13 protein-coding genes are annotated in these 17366 nt (G+C 68.0%); 6 read left to right on the forward strand and 7 right to left on the reverse strand.

Annotated features, from left to right (window positions below; all coding sequences use genetic code 11):
• Positions 1-184: 184 nt before the first annotated feature.
• On the reverse strand, positions 185-1603 hold the full coding sequence (locus NQ034_RS13280; RefSeq protein ID WP_257049407.1) for a site-specific DNA-methyltransferase: 1419 nt from the start codon (positions 1601-1603) through the stop codon (positions 185-187).
• Positions 1590-3041: a helix-turn-helix transcriptional regulator gene (locus NQ034_RS13285; protein ID WP_257049408.1), complete on the reverse strand. Its 1452-nt coding sequence runs from the start codon at positions 3039-3041 to the stop codon at positions 1590-1592. The genes NQ034_RS13280 and NQ034_RS13285 overlap by 14 nt, the downstream gene beginning before the upstream one ends.
• 257 nt (positions 3042-3298) lie before the next feature.
• Here NQ034_RS13285 and aceA point away from each other — a divergent pair, with 257 nt between their 5' ends.
• The 4 genes from aceA (at position 3299) to NQ034_RS13305 (ending at position 8289) form a co-directional block, all read left to right on the forward strand.
• Positions 3299-4576 (forward strand): isocitrate lyase, encoded by a 1278-nt coding sequence (aceA, locus tag NQ034_RS13290; protein WP_257049410.1) that lies wholly within the window; start codon positions 3299-3301, stop codon positions 4574-4576.
• Between the two features lie 272 nt (positions 4577-4848).
• The gene (locus NQ034_RS13295) at positions 4849-6705 is read left to right on the forward strand and encodes a malate synthase (RefSeq protein WP_257049411.1); all 1857 of its coding nucleotides are present in this window, start codon (positions 4849-4851) and stop codon (positions 6703-6705) included.
• A gap of 133 nt (positions 6706-6838) precedes the next feature.
• A complete protein-coding gene (locus NQ034_RS13300; RefSeq protein WP_257049412.1) occupies positions 6839-7189 on the forward strand; it encodes a hypothetical protein in 351 nt (116 codons plus the stop codon).
• A gap of 29 nt (positions 7190-7218) precedes the next feature.
• The gene (locus NQ034_RS13305; protein WP_257049413.1) at positions 7219-8289 is read left to right on the forward strand and encodes an inositol monophosphatase family protein; all 1071 of its coding nucleotides are present in this window, start codon (positions 7219-7221) and stop codon (positions 8287-8289) included.
• Between the two features lie 187 nt (positions 8290-8476).
• On the opposite strand, the gene NQ034_RS13310 is transcribed toward NQ034_RS13305, so the two are convergent.
• From NQ034_RS13310 to NQ034_RS13325, 4 genes are read right to left on the reverse strand one after another with little or no spacing between them, the layout of a single operon-like run.
• Positions 8477-9235: an iron ABC transporter ATP-binding protein gene (locus NQ034_RS13310; protein ID WP_257049414.1), complete on the reverse strand. Its 759-nt coding sequence runs from the start codon at positions 9233-9235 to the stop codon at positions 8477-8479.
• Positions 9232-10251, reverse strand: coding sequence for an iron chelate uptake ABC transporter family permease subunit (locus tag NQ034_RS13315; RefSeq protein ID WP_257049416.1), 1020 nt, complete (start codon positions 10249-10251; stop codon positions 9232-9234). Before NQ034_RS13315 ends, NQ034_RS13310 begins: the two co-directional genes overlap by 4 nt.
• Positions 10241-11251 (reverse strand): ABC transporter permease, encoded by a 1011-nt coding sequence (locus tag NQ034_RS13320; protein WP_373566598.1) that lies wholly within the window; start codon positions 11249-11251, stop codon positions 10241-10243. The genes NQ034_RS13315 and NQ034_RS13320 overlap by 11 nt, the downstream gene beginning before the upstream one ends.
• 42 nt (positions 11252-11293) lie before the next feature.
• On the reverse strand, positions 11294-12280 hold the full coding sequence (locus NQ034_RS13325) for a siderophore ABC transporter substrate-binding protein (RefSeq protein WP_257049418.1): 987 nt from the start codon (positions 12278-12280) through the stop codon (positions 11294-11296).
• A gap of 336 nt (positions 12281-12616) precedes the next feature.
• Between NQ034_RS13325 and NQ034_RS13330 the strand changes: the two genes are divergently transcribed.
• Complete coding sequence (locus NQ034_RS13330) at positions 12617-14365, forward strand: amidohydrolase (RefSeq protein ID WP_257049419.1); 1749 nt, start codon at positions 12617-12619, stop codon at positions 14363-14365.
• 306 nt (positions 14366-14671) lie between these two features.
• Entirely contained in the window at positions 14672-15982 is a 1311-nt protein-coding gene (locus NQ034_RS13335; RefSeq protein WP_257049420.1) for an ArsB/NhaD family transporter, read from the forward strand.
• 115 nt (positions 15983-16097) lie between these two features.
• Here the strand turns inward: NQ034_RS13335 and NQ034_RS13340 are convergent, their stop codons facing one another.
• The gene (locus NQ034_RS13340; RefSeq protein WP_257049422.1) at positions 16098-17312 is read right to left on the reverse strand and encodes an LCP family protein; all 1215 of its coding nucleotides are present in this window, start codon (positions 17310-17312) and stop codon (positions 16098-16100) included.
• Between the last annotated feature and the right edge of the window lie 54 nt (positions 17313-17366).

Genomic DNA, 17366 nt, shown 5'->3' on the forward strand with positions numbered 1-17366 from the left:
CGCCCCAGAGGATTCCTCAACGATCCGAAATACACGCATCGACCCGAGATGGACACGAAGTCATGAGACATCAATGGACACACCTGGTTGAGACATCACGTGGCCCCGATGTCCTGAGACATGACACGCCCCGGAACCTGCATGAACCGGTCACTGGCCGAACCCTGGGGTCATCGAGTGTGCATCACCCCAGGCGGATATCGCGGAAGGTGGGGGAGCGGCTCGAGTCCCCAGGCGATTTCCCATACGTACTCTGCGCAACCCTGCGGATGCGCTCGCGCATGAGCTCGCTGATCGTCGTGATTCCCGCGGCGTCCGCTTCCTCCGAGGCCTCCGCGCCGCGGGGGCTCCGCACTCCTTCGCCACCCACCCGCGCTCCGGCTGCCGGGCGCAGGGGTTCGGGCTGTTGGACGAGCACGAAGCGCCGCTGCCCGCCGTCTGCCGCATTGAGCTCCAGTACCGCCTGGCCAGTGGTCCCCGAGCCTGCGAAGAAGTCCAACACCAGCGCATCGCGGTCGGCGAAGGTCTGTGAGAGCACCAGGTCCTTGATCAGCTCCACCGGCTTCGGATAGGAGAACAGCCCGCCCAGGCCCAGGGTGCTGAGCGCATTGCGCCCCTGTTCCCCCAGGGCCCTGATGATCGAGTACAGCTTCGACGAGGCCTGCTCGGCCGGGGTCAGCTTGACCACGGCGTGCTTGGCCGTGCCGTCGGCGCCTGGCTCGCCCCAGGCACGCAGCACATGGGTGCCGGCGGCCAGCCAGCCATCGACCTGGCGCAGTTTCGCCGCACCGCGCACCGCCAGGATGTCCTCGTACATGAGCCTGCGCTCGGTTCCCCTGGTGTACTTCCCGAAGCTCACCCGCAGCACATCGTCGTCGACCAGATAGCGCCGCCCGTCGATATCCTCGTACTTGGCCGGGGGCTTCTTGGGCCCCAGAAAGGGCCCGGCCTGCGCGATGTCGCGCGCCCAGGCGAGCACATAGTCATGCCCCCGGATGAAGAACCTGGCCTGCCCGCCACCCTTGGCGCGCTGGTGGACGAAGGCGCCCAGGAAGTTCTCCTCGCCGAACACCCGATGGCCCAGCATGGTCAGATAGGCCAGTTCGCCGTCGTCGATCGAGGCGAAGAACACCCCGTCAGCGCGCATCAGCCGGCGGGCCAGCAGCAGCCTGGGCAGCATCATGTTCAGCCAGGCCGCATGGTCCTTGGTGCCTCCGGCCCGTCGGCCCGCGGTCCGCCCCGCCCTGTCGTGGTAGCTCAGGCGCGAGCCCGTGTTGTACGGCGGGTCGATGTAGACGACCTTGAAAGCCGTGGCGTGGGTGTCCTGCAGCAGCTTCAGGGCCTCCAGATTGTCGCCCTCGATGAGCGTGTCCTCGGCTCGCGACAGCGGTCGGACCAGCGGCCGGACCCGCTTCGTTTCACGTGAAACAGTGTCTGCGCCGAGGTCCCCGTCGGCTTCAGCTCCGGCGTGCGGTCCGCGGCGCGGTTCGCTTACCCGCGCGCGGCGCGCAGTCCCGGCCAGGGCCTCGGCCGCGGCGCGTCCGGCCCAGTCGAAGACGACCCCGCCGGTTGCAGTCGGCCCCGCGTCCTCAGTCCTCGGCATGGCGCTCCAGGAACTCGTAGACCTCGGTCGGGTCGACCCCGGGGAAGGCCCCGGGCGGGACGGCGGCCAACAGTGAGGCGTGCATCTTGGCCTGGGGCCAGGACTGGGTCCCCCAGGTCACCTCCAGCTCGGCCGGCGCCGCGCGGCAGCAGGATGGATCGGGGCAGCGCGACTGGGACCGGATAGGGGTCTCCCTGCCCTCGAACCAGCGCACCTCGTTGAACGGCACGCCCACGCTCACCGCGAAGTCGCTGTCCTCTGGCAGTACCCGGGCGGTGCACCAATAGGTGCCGACGGGGGTGTCGGTGTACTGATAGTAGGGGCTGAAGCGGTCGGCGACCTTGAAGACCTGGCGCGAGGTGAAGCGCTTGCAGGCGTACTGGCCCTCCACGGCACCCAGGGGGTCGGTGGGGAAGGGCAGTCCGTCGTTCGAGTACACCTTGTGGATCGCTCCGGATGTCTGGACCTTCATGAAGTGCACGCGTAGGCCCAGGTGTTCGGTTGCCAGATTTGTGAACCGGTGGGCCGCGGTCTCATAGGTCGTGCCGAAATGATCGCGCAGCTCCTCAATGGAAATTCGGCGATTCTTCTTCGCCTCCTTCAGCAGGGACGCCGCGGCGGATTCCGGGAGCCGCAGGGCCGCCGCCAGATAGTTCACCTGCACGCGCTGGCGCAGGAACTCCGCATAGTCCCTGGGCTTCTCCTGGCCCAGGATCATCGGCGCCAGTGCCGCCAGCATGGTGGAGCGCGGATCGTGTCCTCCCATCCCCGAGTTGGGCAGATAGATCCGCTTGCCCCGCAGATCGGTCACCGAGCGCGTCGAGGCCGGCACATCGGCCACGTAGTGCAGATCGAAGCCCAGATGACTGGCGATCCCCGCGGCCTGCCGCTGGCTCAGTGGGCCGTCGCGGTAGTCCACCACGGCCAGCAGCTCGGCGGCCAGGTCCTCCAGATCGCCGAAGTAGTTGTGCGCCCTGCTCATCCGCTCCCGCAGATCGCGGTTGGCCCGCCTGGCCTCCTCCGGGGTGGCCGCGCGGGTCTCCGCCATCGTCTGGAGTTCGCGCTGTAGGCCGACGATGGCCTCCAGCGCGTCCGTCGGCAGGGCCTTGGTGCGGACCCGCGGCAGGCGCAGGGAGGAATAGAGGGCCGAGGCCTGTGCGCGTTCGGCCTGGATCTCCAGGGCCGCCCTGTGGTCCACGGGGGTGGGGTCGAGGAGGTCCTCGGCGCTCACGTCCAGTGCCGTGGCCAGCGCCTGGAGCATGGAGATGGTGGGCTCCCGCCGCCCCGATTCGATCGCCGAGATTTGCGAGGGCGCCCGTGAGACCCGCTGCCCCAGGTCCGTCAGGGTCAGTCCTGCGGCCTTGCGGAAGTGGCGCACGCGCCGTCCGATGGTCAGGGCATCCGGCCCGGCCGTGGACTCCTTGGCTTCGTCGTTCATGCCCCCAATCCTACGAAGAATCTGTGTAGAAGACCACATTTTCTAGTGTGTAGAAAAATAACGAATTTTTCACTCAAATTCAGTCGAAATCGGGGTGGTGCGGCCCACAGACTGGAATCACAAGCGGAACACGATATGCACCTCGGCCCCGGCGACGGGATTACCCACGATCCCGGAGAACAGGGTCGGAAGGCCCGGAGAACGGGCAGGTGCAGGGGCGTGGACCGCAACCCTCACAGCGACAAAGGAGCACCGACATGACCGACAACCTGCACGATGCGAACGCCCTGCGCAGCGACTGGGCCACCAATCCCCGGTGGGCCGGAACCAGCCGCGACTACACGGCGGAAGACGTCGTCAAGCTGCGCGGCTCGCTCATCGAGGAACACACCCTGGCCCGTCACGGCGCCGAGCGCCTGTGGGATCTCATCCACACCGAGGACTTCGTCAACTCGCTGGGCGCCCTGACCGGCAACCAGGCCGTCGAACAGGTCAAGGCCGGCCTCAAGGCCATCTACCTGTCCGGCTGGCAGGTCGCAGCCGATGCCAACAACGCCGGCCAGACCTACCCCGACCAGTCGATCTACCCGGCCAACTCGGTTCCCCAGGTGGTCCGCCGGATCAACAACGCGCTGATGCGCGCCGACCAGATCGAGGTCTCCGAGGGCACCAAGAACGTCGACGACTGGTTCGCCCCGATCGTCGCGGACGCCGAGGCCGGCTTCGGCGGCACCATCAACGTCTACGAACTCATGCGCGGGATGATCTCCGCCGGCGCCGCCGGCGTCCACTTCGAGGACCAGCTGGGCTCGGAGAAGAAGTGCGGGCACCTGGGCGGCAAGGTCCTCGTCCCCACCGCGCAGCACATCCGCACGCTCAACGCCGCCCGCCTGGCCGCCGATGTGGAGAACGTCCCCAGCCTGGTCATCGCCCGCACCGACGCCGAGGCCGCGACGCTCATCACCAGCGACATCGACGAGCGCGACCAGAAGTACCTCACCGGTGAGCGCACCGCGGAGGGCTTCTACAAGGTCACCAACGGCATCGAGCCGTGCATCGACCGCGGCCTGGCCTTCGCCCCGTACGCAGATCTGCTGTGGATGGAGACCTCGACGCCGGACCTGGAGGCCGCGAAGCGCTTCGCCGATGCGATCCACGCGGAGTACCCGGACCAGCTGCTGAGCTACAACTGCTCGCCCTCGTTCAACTGGAGGGCGCACCTGGACGATTCGACGATCGCCAAGTTCCAGCGTGAGCTGGGCGCGATGGGCTACAAGTTCCAGTTCATCACGCTGGCCGGCTTCCACGCTCTGAACTACTCGATGTTCGATCTGGCCCACGGCTATGCCCGCAACCAGATGGCCGCCTACGTCGAACTGCAGGAGCGCGAATTCGCCGCCGAGGCCCGTGGCTACACCGCCACGAAGCACCAGCGCGAGGTCGGCACCGGCTACTTCGACCTGGTCTCGACCGCGATCAACCCACAGTCCTCGACCACCGCGCTCAAGGACTCGACCGAGGCCGCGCAGTTCTGACGCGCATCTGCGAGTTCTGAGTTCTGTGGCTTGAGCGTCGGGCCGTACCGCTCGGCTCTCAAGTCGCACCACCGGCTTGTCCGCGGGAAGGGTTTTTCGAGGGTTTACCCTTCCCGCGGACATTTTCTCTTCCCACCCTCCCCACACCCTCGCGCACTACACCCGGGCGCCGCCCGCGTTCCCGCTGCCCGCACCGGGCGAGAACCCATCGAGCTCCACGCAGCCCGACCTTCACCGACTTCCACTTAGCCCGTCCTTTCCAGGAGCATCCGATGTCCGCCACGATCACGGAACAGACCACCGACCACCAGAGCCCTCGGTCCGCCGCCGCACAGCCCGCCGCCGCGCCGACGGCCGTGCGACCCGTAGCCGAGCAGTCGGCAAGCGAGCAGGCGCGCACCGCGCTGCGCATTCTGGGGCCGATGGAGCCCGGCTACGACTCGATCCTCACACCGGACGCCCTGGACTTCGTGGCCGAACTCCACCGCCTCTTCTACGCCTCCCGGCGCGAAGTCATGGCCCACCGCGAATCCCGCCGCGCCGCGATCGACCGCGGCCGGATGCCCGGCTTCAAGCCGGAGACCGCGGGCATCCGGCACGACCCGGAGTGGACGATCGCGCCCACGGCGCCGGGCCTGGAGGACCGGCGGGTGGAGATCGTGGCGCCCGCCTGCCAGGCCGAGGCGGCCCGCGCCCTGGGCTCGGGCGCCCCCGTGTGGATCGCCGACCTCGAGGACACCATGTCGCCGAGTTGGCACAATGTCGTGACCGCCCAGGTGAATCTGCACCGGGCGGTGCGCGGAGATCTGCAGGCCGGCACCCCCGGCCTGGCCGGCCATCGCGGCACCGAGCGGCGCGCCGGCACCTCGTTCCCGACCTCGGGCCTGGGGCAGGAGACCGCCTATGCCAGGCCGCAGCAGGCGCCCACGATCATGCTGCGCCCGCGCGGGTTGCACCTGCCGGAGCGGCACCTGGAGTGGGTCGACGAGCACGGCACCCGGTTCGCCGCCAGCGCCACCCTGGTGGACCTCGGGCTGTACCTGTTCCACAATGCGCACGAACTCATCGCCGCCGGCCGCGGCCCCTACTTCTGCCTGCCGAAGCTCGAGGCGGCCCGCGAGGCCGCCTGGTTCAACGGCGTTTTCGTCGCCGCCCAGGAGGCCCTGGACATCCCGGTCGGCACGATCCGCGCCGGTGTCATCGTGGAGACGGTCACGGCGGCCTTCCAAGCCGAGGAGATCCTCTACGAACTGCGCGAGCACTCCGCCGGCCTGTCCACCGGCCGCTGGGACTACATCTTCTCGATGATCCGCGAATTCCGGAACTACCGCGAGTTCATCCTGCCCGACCGCGACGCGATCGGCCCCGAGGCCCGCTTCATGCGCGCCTTCCTGCGCCATATCGTCGATGTGTGCCACCGCCGCGGCGCCCCCGTGCTCGGCGGCATGTCGACCTATGTGCCCGGCCACAAGTCCTCCGAGGGCCTGGCCGTGCGCCCCGACAAGGAAGCCGAACGCGCCCTCGGCTTCGACGGCACCTGGGTGTCCCACCCGGCGCTGGTCCCGCTGGCCCGCCACGTTTTCTCTGGCGCGGGAACCGGGGCCGAGGCCGCGGCGGGCGGCGCGGCTGAGGGCACCGGCTCGGGTCCGCATCCCGAGCACCCCCGTCCCACCCCCACCACGCCGGAGGGCCGCGAGACCCAGCTGCGCCGGGCCCTGCTCGACGTGAGTGACATCGCCGCCGTCCACCCGACCGAGGCCGGGCTGCGCGCGGACATCCGCCTGGTCCTGCACTATGTCAACGCCTGGCTGTCGGGACGCGGGATGATCGAATGGGATGGCCAGCACCAGGACGCATCGTGTGCGGAGATCTGCCGGGCGCACATCTGGCAGTGGATCCGCCACTCCGTGACCCTGGCCGACGGCCGCCCCGTGACCCGCGAACTTGTGGCCCGCTGCGCCGCCGAGGAACTGGCCGTGATCGTCCAGCATCCGGCCGACCACTACCCTGACGCGGCCGAGGTCCTGGCCGCCGCGGCGCTGGGCGATACGATGCCCGGATTCCTCACGACCGAGGCCTATGAGGACTTCCTCGTCGACTGGCGCGTCAAGCGCGAACAGGCGGCATGAACGACCCGGAACGCCTCCGTCCCTGACCTTTGTGGGGAGCGCGGAAGAAATCTAATGGAAGGGTGTTCCTCGGGCCGGGTTTCAAGCGGTATGCTGGGTTCGCAAAAGTTGGATTTCATGGTGAAAGTGGAAGATGTCACGACGAGCCAAAGAGCTCTCTGAAGAGCAGAGAGCCGTAGTCCGGACAGTACGCCGGCTAGCGCGACAGCGCGCAGTAGTCAACGAGAACTACATTTCGTCTATTCTGCAGGCACGCGCCGCGGGGATCACCTATGCCGCGATCGCCGAAGCCGTCGGCACCTCGTCGCAGGCGGTGCAGGAGATCGTCCGGCGCCACGCCCGCTCGGAGGGTTTCACCTCCGTGCAGGAGATGGCGGCTGCACCGGTGCCGGTGGCAGCTGCTGTAGCGGCGGAGGCACCGGTCGCGCAGCCTGTGGCAGCGGTGACGGCGAGGATTCCGTTGATCAGCCCGGTGACCATCTGAGCGCGGTCCCGTTTCCCACGATCGACCGCGTGCAGGGCAGTGACCTGCTCGCGGTCGCTTGCGATTTGGCGATCATCGCGGGGACCCGGCAGGCTCACTGGCGCGCGCGGATCGAAGCCCACGGCTGGGACCGTTCACAGGTCACGGCCAAGGACGATCCGAACAACCTGGTGACGGCGGCCGATGAGGAGATCGAGTCCCTGGTGCGCGGCTATCTGGTCCGCGTGCGCCCCAGCGATGTGATGATCGGCGAGGAGGGCGCTGCTGCGCTGGACCTGGAACAGGTGCTCGACGAGTCCCAGCTCGCCGCACTGCTCCCGCGCCTGCGGTGCGCGGTGACGGCCGGCGAGGGAGGCTCGGCGGACGTCGCGGGCGTGGCACAGTCACCCGCCGGAGCGGACCAATGTGCCGGTGCGGACCAATGTGCCGGTGCGGACCGCTACGAATGGCACGTCGATCCGATCGACGGCACCGTGAACTTCGTGCGCGGGATCGAATACCACTGCTTCTCCGTGGGCGTGCGGCGTCTGAACGGCGGCGGTGATGCCGTGGCCGATGGGGCCGGCGGCACTCGCGCCGCGGCGACCACCGGCGGTGCAGTGTCCGGTCCCGTGTGGGAATCGGCCGGCTGGGTCCTGGGCCTGGTCGCCTGTCCCGCACTGGACACCGTATGGTTCGCCGAGGCCCCGGATCCGGCTGGTGCAGGAGTTCCGGCTGGTGCCTGGAAGCTCCCACCCGCCGGCGACCCCGTACGTCTGCACGGCACACCTGTGGGACGGCGCGGGCGACTCGCGGCCACCGGCTTCAATTACTCGCCCGAGCTGCGGACCCGCCAGCTGGCGGAACTGGGTCGCATCATGGCGGACTTCGACGATGTCCGCAGGCTGGGCTCCGCCGCCATGGATCTGTGTCTGGCAGCCGAAGGCCGTGTCAACGCCTACTATGAGCGCGGCCTGGGCGTCTACGACTTCGCCGGAGGTGCGGTGATCGCCGAGCAGGCCGGGCTGCAGGTGCGCCGCCCCCACGCCTACGACGACTACTGCATCGCAGCGGACACCCCGGAGCGCTTCGCCTTCATCGAATCCTGCCTACAGGACTGAGCGGATCGGACACCCTCCCAGCGCGTCAACACCATCCAGACGCATAGACACCAGGTGAGCGCGGGAACTACTTGCTACAACAGGTAGTTCCCGCGCTCACCTGGTGTCTATGCGGGGGAAAGCCGGTCGGCGCGGCCGGCGCGCGGAGCCGGCCCGGCGCACGGAACCGGGACGGGGCCTCGGCGCCTCAGTAATACACCGCGATGCGCCCGTGCTCCGGGGTGTCGATGACGTCGACTTGCGTGTGGAAGACCTCGGTGAGGATATCGGAGCGCATGATGTCCTCGGCCGGTCCGAAGTGCAGCACCTGCCCGTCGCCCATCGCGCAGATCCGCTGGGCGTAGCGCGCGGCGAAGTTGATGTCGTGGAGCACGATGACGATCGTCTTGCCCTGCTCCTTGGCGAAGGAGTCGAGCCTGCGCATCATCGCCGCCGCATGCTCCATATCGAGGTTGTTCAACGGCTCGTCCAACAGGATGTAGTCGGTGTCCTGCGCCAGGACCATCGCGACATAGGCCCGCTGCCGCTGCCCGCCGGAGAGCTGGTCCAGATAACGGGACTCCAGTTCCGCCAACCCCATGAAGTCGATCGCCTGGGACACCTGGTCCTCGTCTTCAGCGGTCAGCCGTCCCCGGCTGTGGGGGAAGCGGCCGAAGCCCACCAGCTGGCGGACCGTCAGCCGGGTCATGAAGTGATTCTCCTGCCGCAGGATCGACACGATCTTCGCCAGGTCCTTCGACGGGGTCGTGGACACGTCGTTCCCGCCCACCGTGATGGTCCCGCCGTCGGTCTCCATGAGCCGGCCGATCATGGTCAGCAGCGTGGACTTGCCCGCGCCGTTGGGCCCGACCAGTGCGGTGATGCCCCCTGCCGGGATCGTCAGGTCCACGGGTCCGATGGTGGTCTCCGCACTGTAGCGGCGCACCACGCCCTTGAGCTCGATCATGCCAAGCGCCCCTTCCGCAGGATGTACAGGAGGAACGCGGCCCCTCCGATCAGTTCGATGATGATGCTCACGGAGCCCTCCGCGTAGAAGATCCGTTTGAGGACGAAGTGTGAACCGGCGAAGACGACGAATCCCACCAGGGTCGCCATCGGGAACAGCAGCCGGTGGTCGAAGGTGTCGGCCAGCTGATAGGTCAGCATCGCCACCAGGAACCCGAAGAAGGTCATGGGCCCGATCAGCGCGGTGGACACGGAGACCAGCACCGCCACCAGGATCAGCACGATGATCATGAAGCGCCGGTGGTCCACTCCCAGGTTCATCGCGGTGTCACGGCCCAGCGCCAGTACGTTGAGCTTGCGGGAGAAGAGGTAGAGCAGGCCCGCGCAGACCAACACGATGGGGATCGCGATGTACAGCTTGGAGCCGTCGGCATTGGCGATCGAGCCGACCTGTCGGGCGGTCAGCACGTCGAACTCCGCTGGATCGAGCAGGGTCTGCATGAACGTGGACAGGGCGTTCAGGCCCCCGCCCAGGACCAGTCCGACCAGCAGGGTGATGTGCAGATTGCCGCGCCGGCCGGTCAGCAGCAGGCCGTAGAGCACGGTGGCGAAGAGCACCATGACGATGATCTGGCCCACGAACTGCAGGGTGCCGCCCACCGCGGTGGCGCCGGCCACGCCCAGGAAGAAGATCGCGGCGGTCTGGATGAGCTGGTAGAGCGACTCGAAGCCGATGATCGAGGGGGTCAGGATCCGGTTGTTCGTCACGGTCTGGAAGGCCACGGTCGCGGTGGCCTGGGCGACTGCGACGACTGCGATGACCACGAGCGCATCGGAGCGGATCTTCGCGATGACCCAGAAGCCCCGGGTGCCCACCGGCAGGGGGTTCTTCCAGCCCATGGTGATGGCGATGATGGCCAGGGCCGCCGCGCCGAGGACCAGCATGGCGATCAGGTACCGGCGCCTGGCGCGGGTCGTGGGCAGGGCGCCGGAGGAGCGCTTGAGTTCAGCTGACAACCTTGCGCCCCCGAATCAACAGCACGATGAACACGGCCGCTCCCACGACGCCCAGGATCAGGGAGACGGGGACCTCGAACGGGGCGATGACGGTGCGCGCCAGCAGGTCGCAGGCGGTCACGATCGCGATCCCGGACAGGGCGACCCAGGGCAGGTTGGAGCGCAGGTCGTCGCCGCGGAACATGGAGACGAGGTTCGGCACGACCAAGCCCAGGAAGGGCAGGTTGCCCACGACCACGGTGATGATGCCAGAGGCCATGGCGATGACGCCGGTGCCGATGAGCACGATGCGGTTGTAGTTCACGCCCACATTGGTCGCCACGTCCTTGCCCAGGCCCGCGACGGTGAAGCGGTCCGCGGCGATGAAGATGATCAGGACGACGGCGATGAGGATCCAGATGGGCTCGTACTGGCCCTTGAAGATCGAGGTGAAGGAACCGGCGAACCAGATGCCCAGGGCCTGGGTCATATCGGTTGCGAAGGCCACGAAATTGGACAGGGAGCCGACGACGGCGCCCAGCATCATGCCGACGATCGGCACGACGATGGACGAGCGCAGGGTGACGCGCTGGATGAAGGCGAAGAACACCATGGTGCCGATGAAGGCGGCGGCGATGGCCGCGACCATCCTGGTCAGGATGTCGGCGTGGGGGAAGACCACCATGCACAGCAGCAGGCCCAGGCCGGCCCATTCGGTGGTGCCGGTGGTGGTGGGTTCGACGAAGCGGTTCTGGGTGATCATCTGCATCACCAGACCGGACATGGCCATCACCGCGCCGGCCAGGATGAGGGCGACCGTGCGCGGCACGCGGGTGATGAAGAACATGTCCCAGCCTTCGGGACCGGACAGGATGCTGTACTGACCCACACATAGGCTCGCGACGACGAGGCCGCAGACGACGAACAGGCCGACCAGCAGGGGCCAGGTGAAAAGACGGTTCCTCCCCGTTTTCTCACCGGGTCCCTGCGGCCCGCCTGTGCGTGCGGATCCGGGTTCCACGGGGGAACCGGATGATCGGATCTTATTCACCGGATGATGCGATTACTTCGCGTCGTCCTGGGCCTTGGCGAAATCATTGAAGACGCCGGTGAAGCACTCAATGCCCTCGTCCTCGTAGAAATCGTCCGGCAGAACCATGATCTGGTTCTTCTTCACCGCGGTGACGTTCTTCAGCGCGGCGTTCTTCTTGAGCAATTCGGTCGAGGGCTTGTAGCCCTTTTCGTCCTTGGCGATGGCGGCGTCGCGATCCATCACGATCAGCCAGTCGGGGTTGGCCTTGGCGATGGTCTCCACGGAGACCTTGTTGCCCTTATCCGTGCCGTCGGCCTTGTCGACGTTCAGGGCGGACTTCAGGCCCAGAGCCTCGAACAGGACCGATGCGCCGCGGCCCTCCTTGGGATCCGAGTAGTTGATCTCACCGCCGGAGGTCGTCAGGCCCATCACGCTGGACTTGCCGTCGTAGGCCTTCTTGGCCTTGGCGATGGAAGCGTCCAGATCGTCGTTCTTCTGCTTGGCGCTGTCCTCCTCCTTGAAGATCTTGCCCAGCTGTTCCGTGTGGCGTTTGAGGTTGTCGATGTGGCCCTCGTCGTCCTTCCGGTCGAAGGTCACGACGGGCACCTTGTCGCCCAGGAGTTCCTTGAGCTTGTCCTGCTGGCTGGAGTAGCGGTAGCCGTTGATGACCATCTGGGGTTCGGCTCCGACGATCTTTTCCAGATCGGGTTCGCGGTGTGAACCGGAGTCGGCGATCGAGTCGTCCTTCTCCCACGGCAGGGTGTCCGGCATCAGGGTGCGGGGCGCTGCGACGGGCTTCTTGCCCCAGTCGGACAGGGTGTGGAAGGAGATGTTGTCCGTCACCGCGTACTTCTCCGGATCGAGCGGCACCTGGACCTCGCCGGAATTATCCGTGATCGTCACGGTTTCGCCCTGGGCGGCGGAATCGGAGTCGGTTCCACCGCAGGCGCTCAGGCCCAGGGCCAGGGCGGCGGATGCCGCGATGGCGAAGACGGAATGGCGGGTCTTGAGGGACATGGATTCTCTCCTTGGTCGGTGCTGATGCTCGGGCGAGTCGGTGGGATAAGCGCACGGATAAGCGATTATGCAAAGGTCTGCTTTCCTAATCAACTCACGGACAGCCTAATAGAGATAAGGGTTGGTTGTACAACTGATGAAAAGACCATGAGAGCAACTGTGGTTGTCGTAATTTACATATATCGAAAGAGCTAACGAAGGGAATATAAATGGATAATAAATAAGGGTTATCAAATGATGAGGTGGATCACTTCTACGCTCCCCGGAAATCCGCACCACAATCCGCGTCATAGGCCAAGCCATAATCCGTGCCATGTGTCCCACTAGACTTGCCGCATGCCCCTTTACCTCAATGCGGACGTCTGGACGTTCGACCCCGAAACACCCCGTGCCACCGCCCTGCTGACCCATGACGAGAAGATCGTGGCCGTCGGCCAGGAGGCGGAACTCACAGCCCATGCGACCGGCCCGGACGCCGCCGAGCGGATCGACCTGGGCGGGCGGACCGTCATCCCCGGATTCGTCGACGCGCATCTGCACGCCCTGTCCTACGCAGAATCCCTGGCCGAGGTCGACCTCGTCGCAACCCGTTCGCTGGCCGAGGCCGTCGAGACCATCGCCGCATTCGCAGCCGAGCTGCCCGCCGGCCGGTGGATCACCGGCGGTCGCTGGGACTTCAACCGCTGGAGCGACACCGCGGACCAGCCCGACCGCACCCTGCTCGACGCCGCGGTGCCGAACCACCCCGTGGCCGTCTGGTCGATCGACATGCACACGCTGTGGTGCAACGGCGCGGCCCTGGCCGCCGCCGGCATCGACGCGCGCACAGCGGATCCCGACGGTGGGCAGATCGTGCGCGGGGCCTCGGGCACGGCGACCGGAATCCTGCGCGAGGACGCGACGGACCTGGTGCTGGCGGCCATCCCCGCCGCCGGGCGGGACCTGAGTGCGGACCGGATGGCCGCCGCGCAGGAGCTGTGGCTGTCCGAGGGCCTGACCGGGCTGCACGACATCGACGGGGCCGCCAGCCGACAGGCCTGGTACGACCTGGCCGAGTCCGGGCGGCAGAAGATGCGCGTGGTGAAGTACCTGCGGCCCGAGGAACTCGACTGGGCCGCCTCCGCCGGGCCGGACGGTTGGAGGACCGGCGACGGTGACTCGTGGTTCCTGCGCGGTGGGCTCAAGCTCTTCTCCGATGGGGCACTGGGATCGCAGTCCTCGTTCATGTCCAGCCCGTTCCCGCACGCCCACGGCGAGGAACCGAACTACGGCATCCAGCTCGCGGCCCTGCCCACCCTGATCGAACAGATCGAGGCCGCCTACGCCCGCGGCATCGCGGTGGCCGTGCACGCGATCGGCGATGCCGCCAACCACGTGGTGCTCGACGCGATCGAGGCGACGAACCCCGCCCGCAGCGCCGCCGAGGCCCGGTTCGGCCGGGTGCTGCAGGCCCGGATCGAGCACGCCCAGTTCCTACAGCCGGCCGATGTCGCCAGGTTCGCGGCGCTGGACGTCGTGGCGTCCATGCAGCCGCGCCACTGCATCTCCGATCTGCACCTGTTGGAGCGCCTGCGCCCGGATGCCGGGTTGGCGGCCTATGCGTGGACTGACCTGGCCTCGGCCGGCGCCCGGCTGGCCTTCGGCTCCGACGGACCGGTCGAACCGGCCAACCCCTTCGCGGCGATCTACGCCGCCATGACGCGCGCGGACATCGGCGGGGACCCGGCCACCGTGTTCCAGCCCGAGCGGCGGATGGATGCGTATCAGGCGATCGCGGCCCACACCTCGGGCCCGGCGCAGGCGGTGGGACGCCAGGACGTGACCGGTGTGCTCAAGGCCGGATACGACGCCGACTTCGTGGCCGTGGAAACCTCGCCCTTCGCCGCCGCTGGGCTGACGACCGAATGGGTTGCCGGTGGTGGTTCCGGTGCCGGGATTGGTGCGGCGGGTGCCGGGGTTGGTGGCGCGGGGACGCTGCGCTACGAGTACGCCTCGGAGTCCGCCCGCATGGCCCACGCCGAGGCCATCCGCGACACCCGCGTCGCGACCACCGTGGTCGGTGGCCGGGTCCGCTATCAGGGCTGAGCCGGGGGCGCGGGACGGTGCGGTGCGGGCCATTCTGCGGAGGCCGGTTTCGCATCGCAAGCGCAGGTTCACATCGTGTGCGGGTATTTCCTCACATGATGTGAATCTGCGCTTGCAATGCTCTCGTCCTGTGCGCGCCTTGCCCTGTGCGCGCTGGCCCGGGCACATCGCATGCGGAAACCTGCAACACATACGCGTATACCCGTATGTGTTGCAGGTTTCCGCATGCGATGCGAGCAGTGGGGCTGGGCGGCCCACTTGCCGGGGCGGCCCACCCGCCGGGGCGAGACCCGCTAGATTTGAGTCGTGAAATACGTCGGCTGTGCGCTTCTGGGCGTGACCGCGGTCCTGGTGGCCTGCGGGCTCGTCGGACCGGAACACCTGGTGGCCCAGGCCGACCGTGTCTGGTCCGTCCTCCTGTTCGCGGTGGCGATCACGATCACCGCGACCCTGGCCGATGCCGCCGGCGTCTTCGATATGGCAGCGGGTCTGGCCGCCCGCGCCGCCCGAGGCCGCACCTGGCTGCTCTGGCTGTTCGTCATCGTGCTGGCCCTGGCCTCGACGGTCTTCCTGTCGTTGGACACCGCGGCCGTGCTGCTGACCCCGATCGTGGTGCTGGTGGCGCGGCGCGCCCGCCTCGACCCACTGCCCTTCGCACTGACGACGGTGTGGTTGGCCAACACCGGATCCCTGCTGTTGCCCGTGTCGAATTTGACCAATCTGCTGGCCCTGCACCGGCTGGGGACCCTGGGGACAGGGGCGGGTGATCTGAGCACCGGGCCCGGCAGTCCGGGCGTCGAGGCCGGGCAGCCAGCGGGCGACCCGTCCGTGCTGGACTTCGCCGGGCTGACCTGGGCTCCCGCGCTGGCATGTGCATTGGTGCCGGTGGTGCTGCTGGCGCTGATCTACCGCGGCAGGCTGTTCGGCCGGTTCCGGGCCTTCGACCTGCCGCCGGCCAGGGAGCACGACCGGCCCCTGCTGGTCGGCGCCGCGGTGGTCGTCGTGGTGCTCCTGCCGGCCCTGGCCTCGGGAATCGACGTGTGGATTCCGGCGTGCGCGGCCGCCGTGGCCCTGCTGGGACTGTTCGCCTGGCGCAGGCCCGCGGTGCTGAGCCCGAGGCTGGTGCCGTGGTCGTTCCTGATCTTCGCCGTGGGGCTGTTCGCGGCCTCGGCCGCAGCGACCGGTCTGGGACTGAGCGACTGGCTGGTGCACAGGGTGGCCGCCTCGGATGCGAGTGGCCCGGCGTTTGGGTCGGCGGTGTCCGGCGGGGCGGACGCTGCCGGCGGGGCGGCGGCCGAGGCCCCCGGTGGGGATGGACTGGGACGGCTGCTGGGACTGGCATTCGGCGGGGCGTTGGCGGCGAATGCGATCGACAACCTGCCGGCCTATCTGGCGCTCGAGGCCGCGGCCGGCACACCCAAACAGCTGGTGGCACTGCTGATCGGTGTTAACGCGGGCCCGCTGATCACCCCGTGGGCGTCCTTGGCCGTGCTGTTGTGGCACCGGCAGCTGACCGGCCTGGGGGTGGAGATCTCCTGGCGCCGCTATCTGACGCTGGGCCTGATGTGTGCGCCGCTGACAGTCCTGGTCGGCACCTGCGCTCTCGCCCTGACCTGAACCACCTTCCCCACGGTGGCTCCACATATGCATGTGTGGCTCGATAACGCACGACTTATCGAGCCACAGTTCCCTTTGTGGAGCCACCGGTGAGGCGCGGGCACCCGCCGGCCGGCTACAGGTGGTCGGTGCGGGCGCGGCTGACATAGAGGTCGAGGGAATCGTGCGCGAAGGAATACCGCAGCGCGTCCATCCTCGCCGCGTCCGGATACAGCACGGCCTGCGCGCCCTCCCTGCCCGCGCCGGAGATGGGCGCCGTCGCGAATCCCACGCGCGGGGTCCCATGCAGCCCCAAGTTCAGGGCCAGCCTGCCGATCGTCCCGGAGTCCAAACCCGAGTCCACGGTGAGGTAGGGCGAGAAGGTGTCGACGACCTCGGCGATCCGGGTGGGAGAGCGCAGGGTCTGCGCGGAGACGACCTGCTGGAAGACAGCCCGCAGATAGGCCTGTTGGTTCCGGCCGCGCTGCAGGTCGCCGTCGGCGAAGCCCTTGCGCTCGCGGACGAACCGGAGCGCACCGGCGCCGTCGAGCCGGTTGGCACCCTTGACGAACTTCTGCCCGCCCGAGGTGAAGGCGACCGAGGAGTTCACCTCGACCCCGCCGAGGGCGTCGGTGAGCCCCTTGAAACCGTCGAAGTCGATGATCGCGACGTGGTGGATGCGCGCCTGGGTGAATTGTTCCACCGTCGCGACGGTCAACGGCAGGCCGCCCCAGGACAGGGCCGCGTTGATCTTCGCCGGGCCGGCCTTCGGGTGCGCGCTCGCCGCCTTCTGCGCGCTATCGCTCTGCGCGCCGTCCTTCTGTGTTCCCTTCGGCTGCGCGCCGGCGGCCGGGACCTGGACCCACAGGTCGCGGGGGATGCCGATGATCTGCACGCCCTTGCCGGTGTCGGACAGGTGCGCGACCATGATCGTGTCCGCGCGCACCCCGGTCTTCGCGCTGTAATCCACGCCCGCGGTCCGCGAATCCGAGCCCAGCAGCAGGATGTTCGTCCCCTTGTCCGCCAGTTTCGCGCGCTCGGCCGCGCCGAGTATGCCGTCGTCGAAAACCTGCTCGTCGGACAGTTTGCGCGCCTGGTCGTCGTAGCTGCCTGCCACCCTGCCGATGTACCACCAGGCCCCGCCGATGGGCACCAGGATGAGGACCGCGACCACGGCCAGGACGATCCAGCCGATCCGCCGCCGCTTGCGGGTGCGGCGGCGGGTTCCCGCGGCCTGCGCGCGGGTTGGCACCGGTTCATCGCCGAACAGATCGGACAGGCTGGTCTCGGAATCGTCGGGGCCGAGGTCCGAGTCGTCCTGGCGCGGATCGTGGGGGTCGGTGCGCGGCACGGGTGCTCCTGATCGGGTAGTGGAACCTCCAGCATAGGCACGCCCGAAGCCGGG

It is taken from the genome of Brevibacterium moorei (genome assembly GCF_024580735.1).
Lineage (GTDB): Bacteria > Actinomycetota > Actinomycetes > Actinomycetales > Brevibacteriaceae > Brevibacterium > Brevibacterium moorei.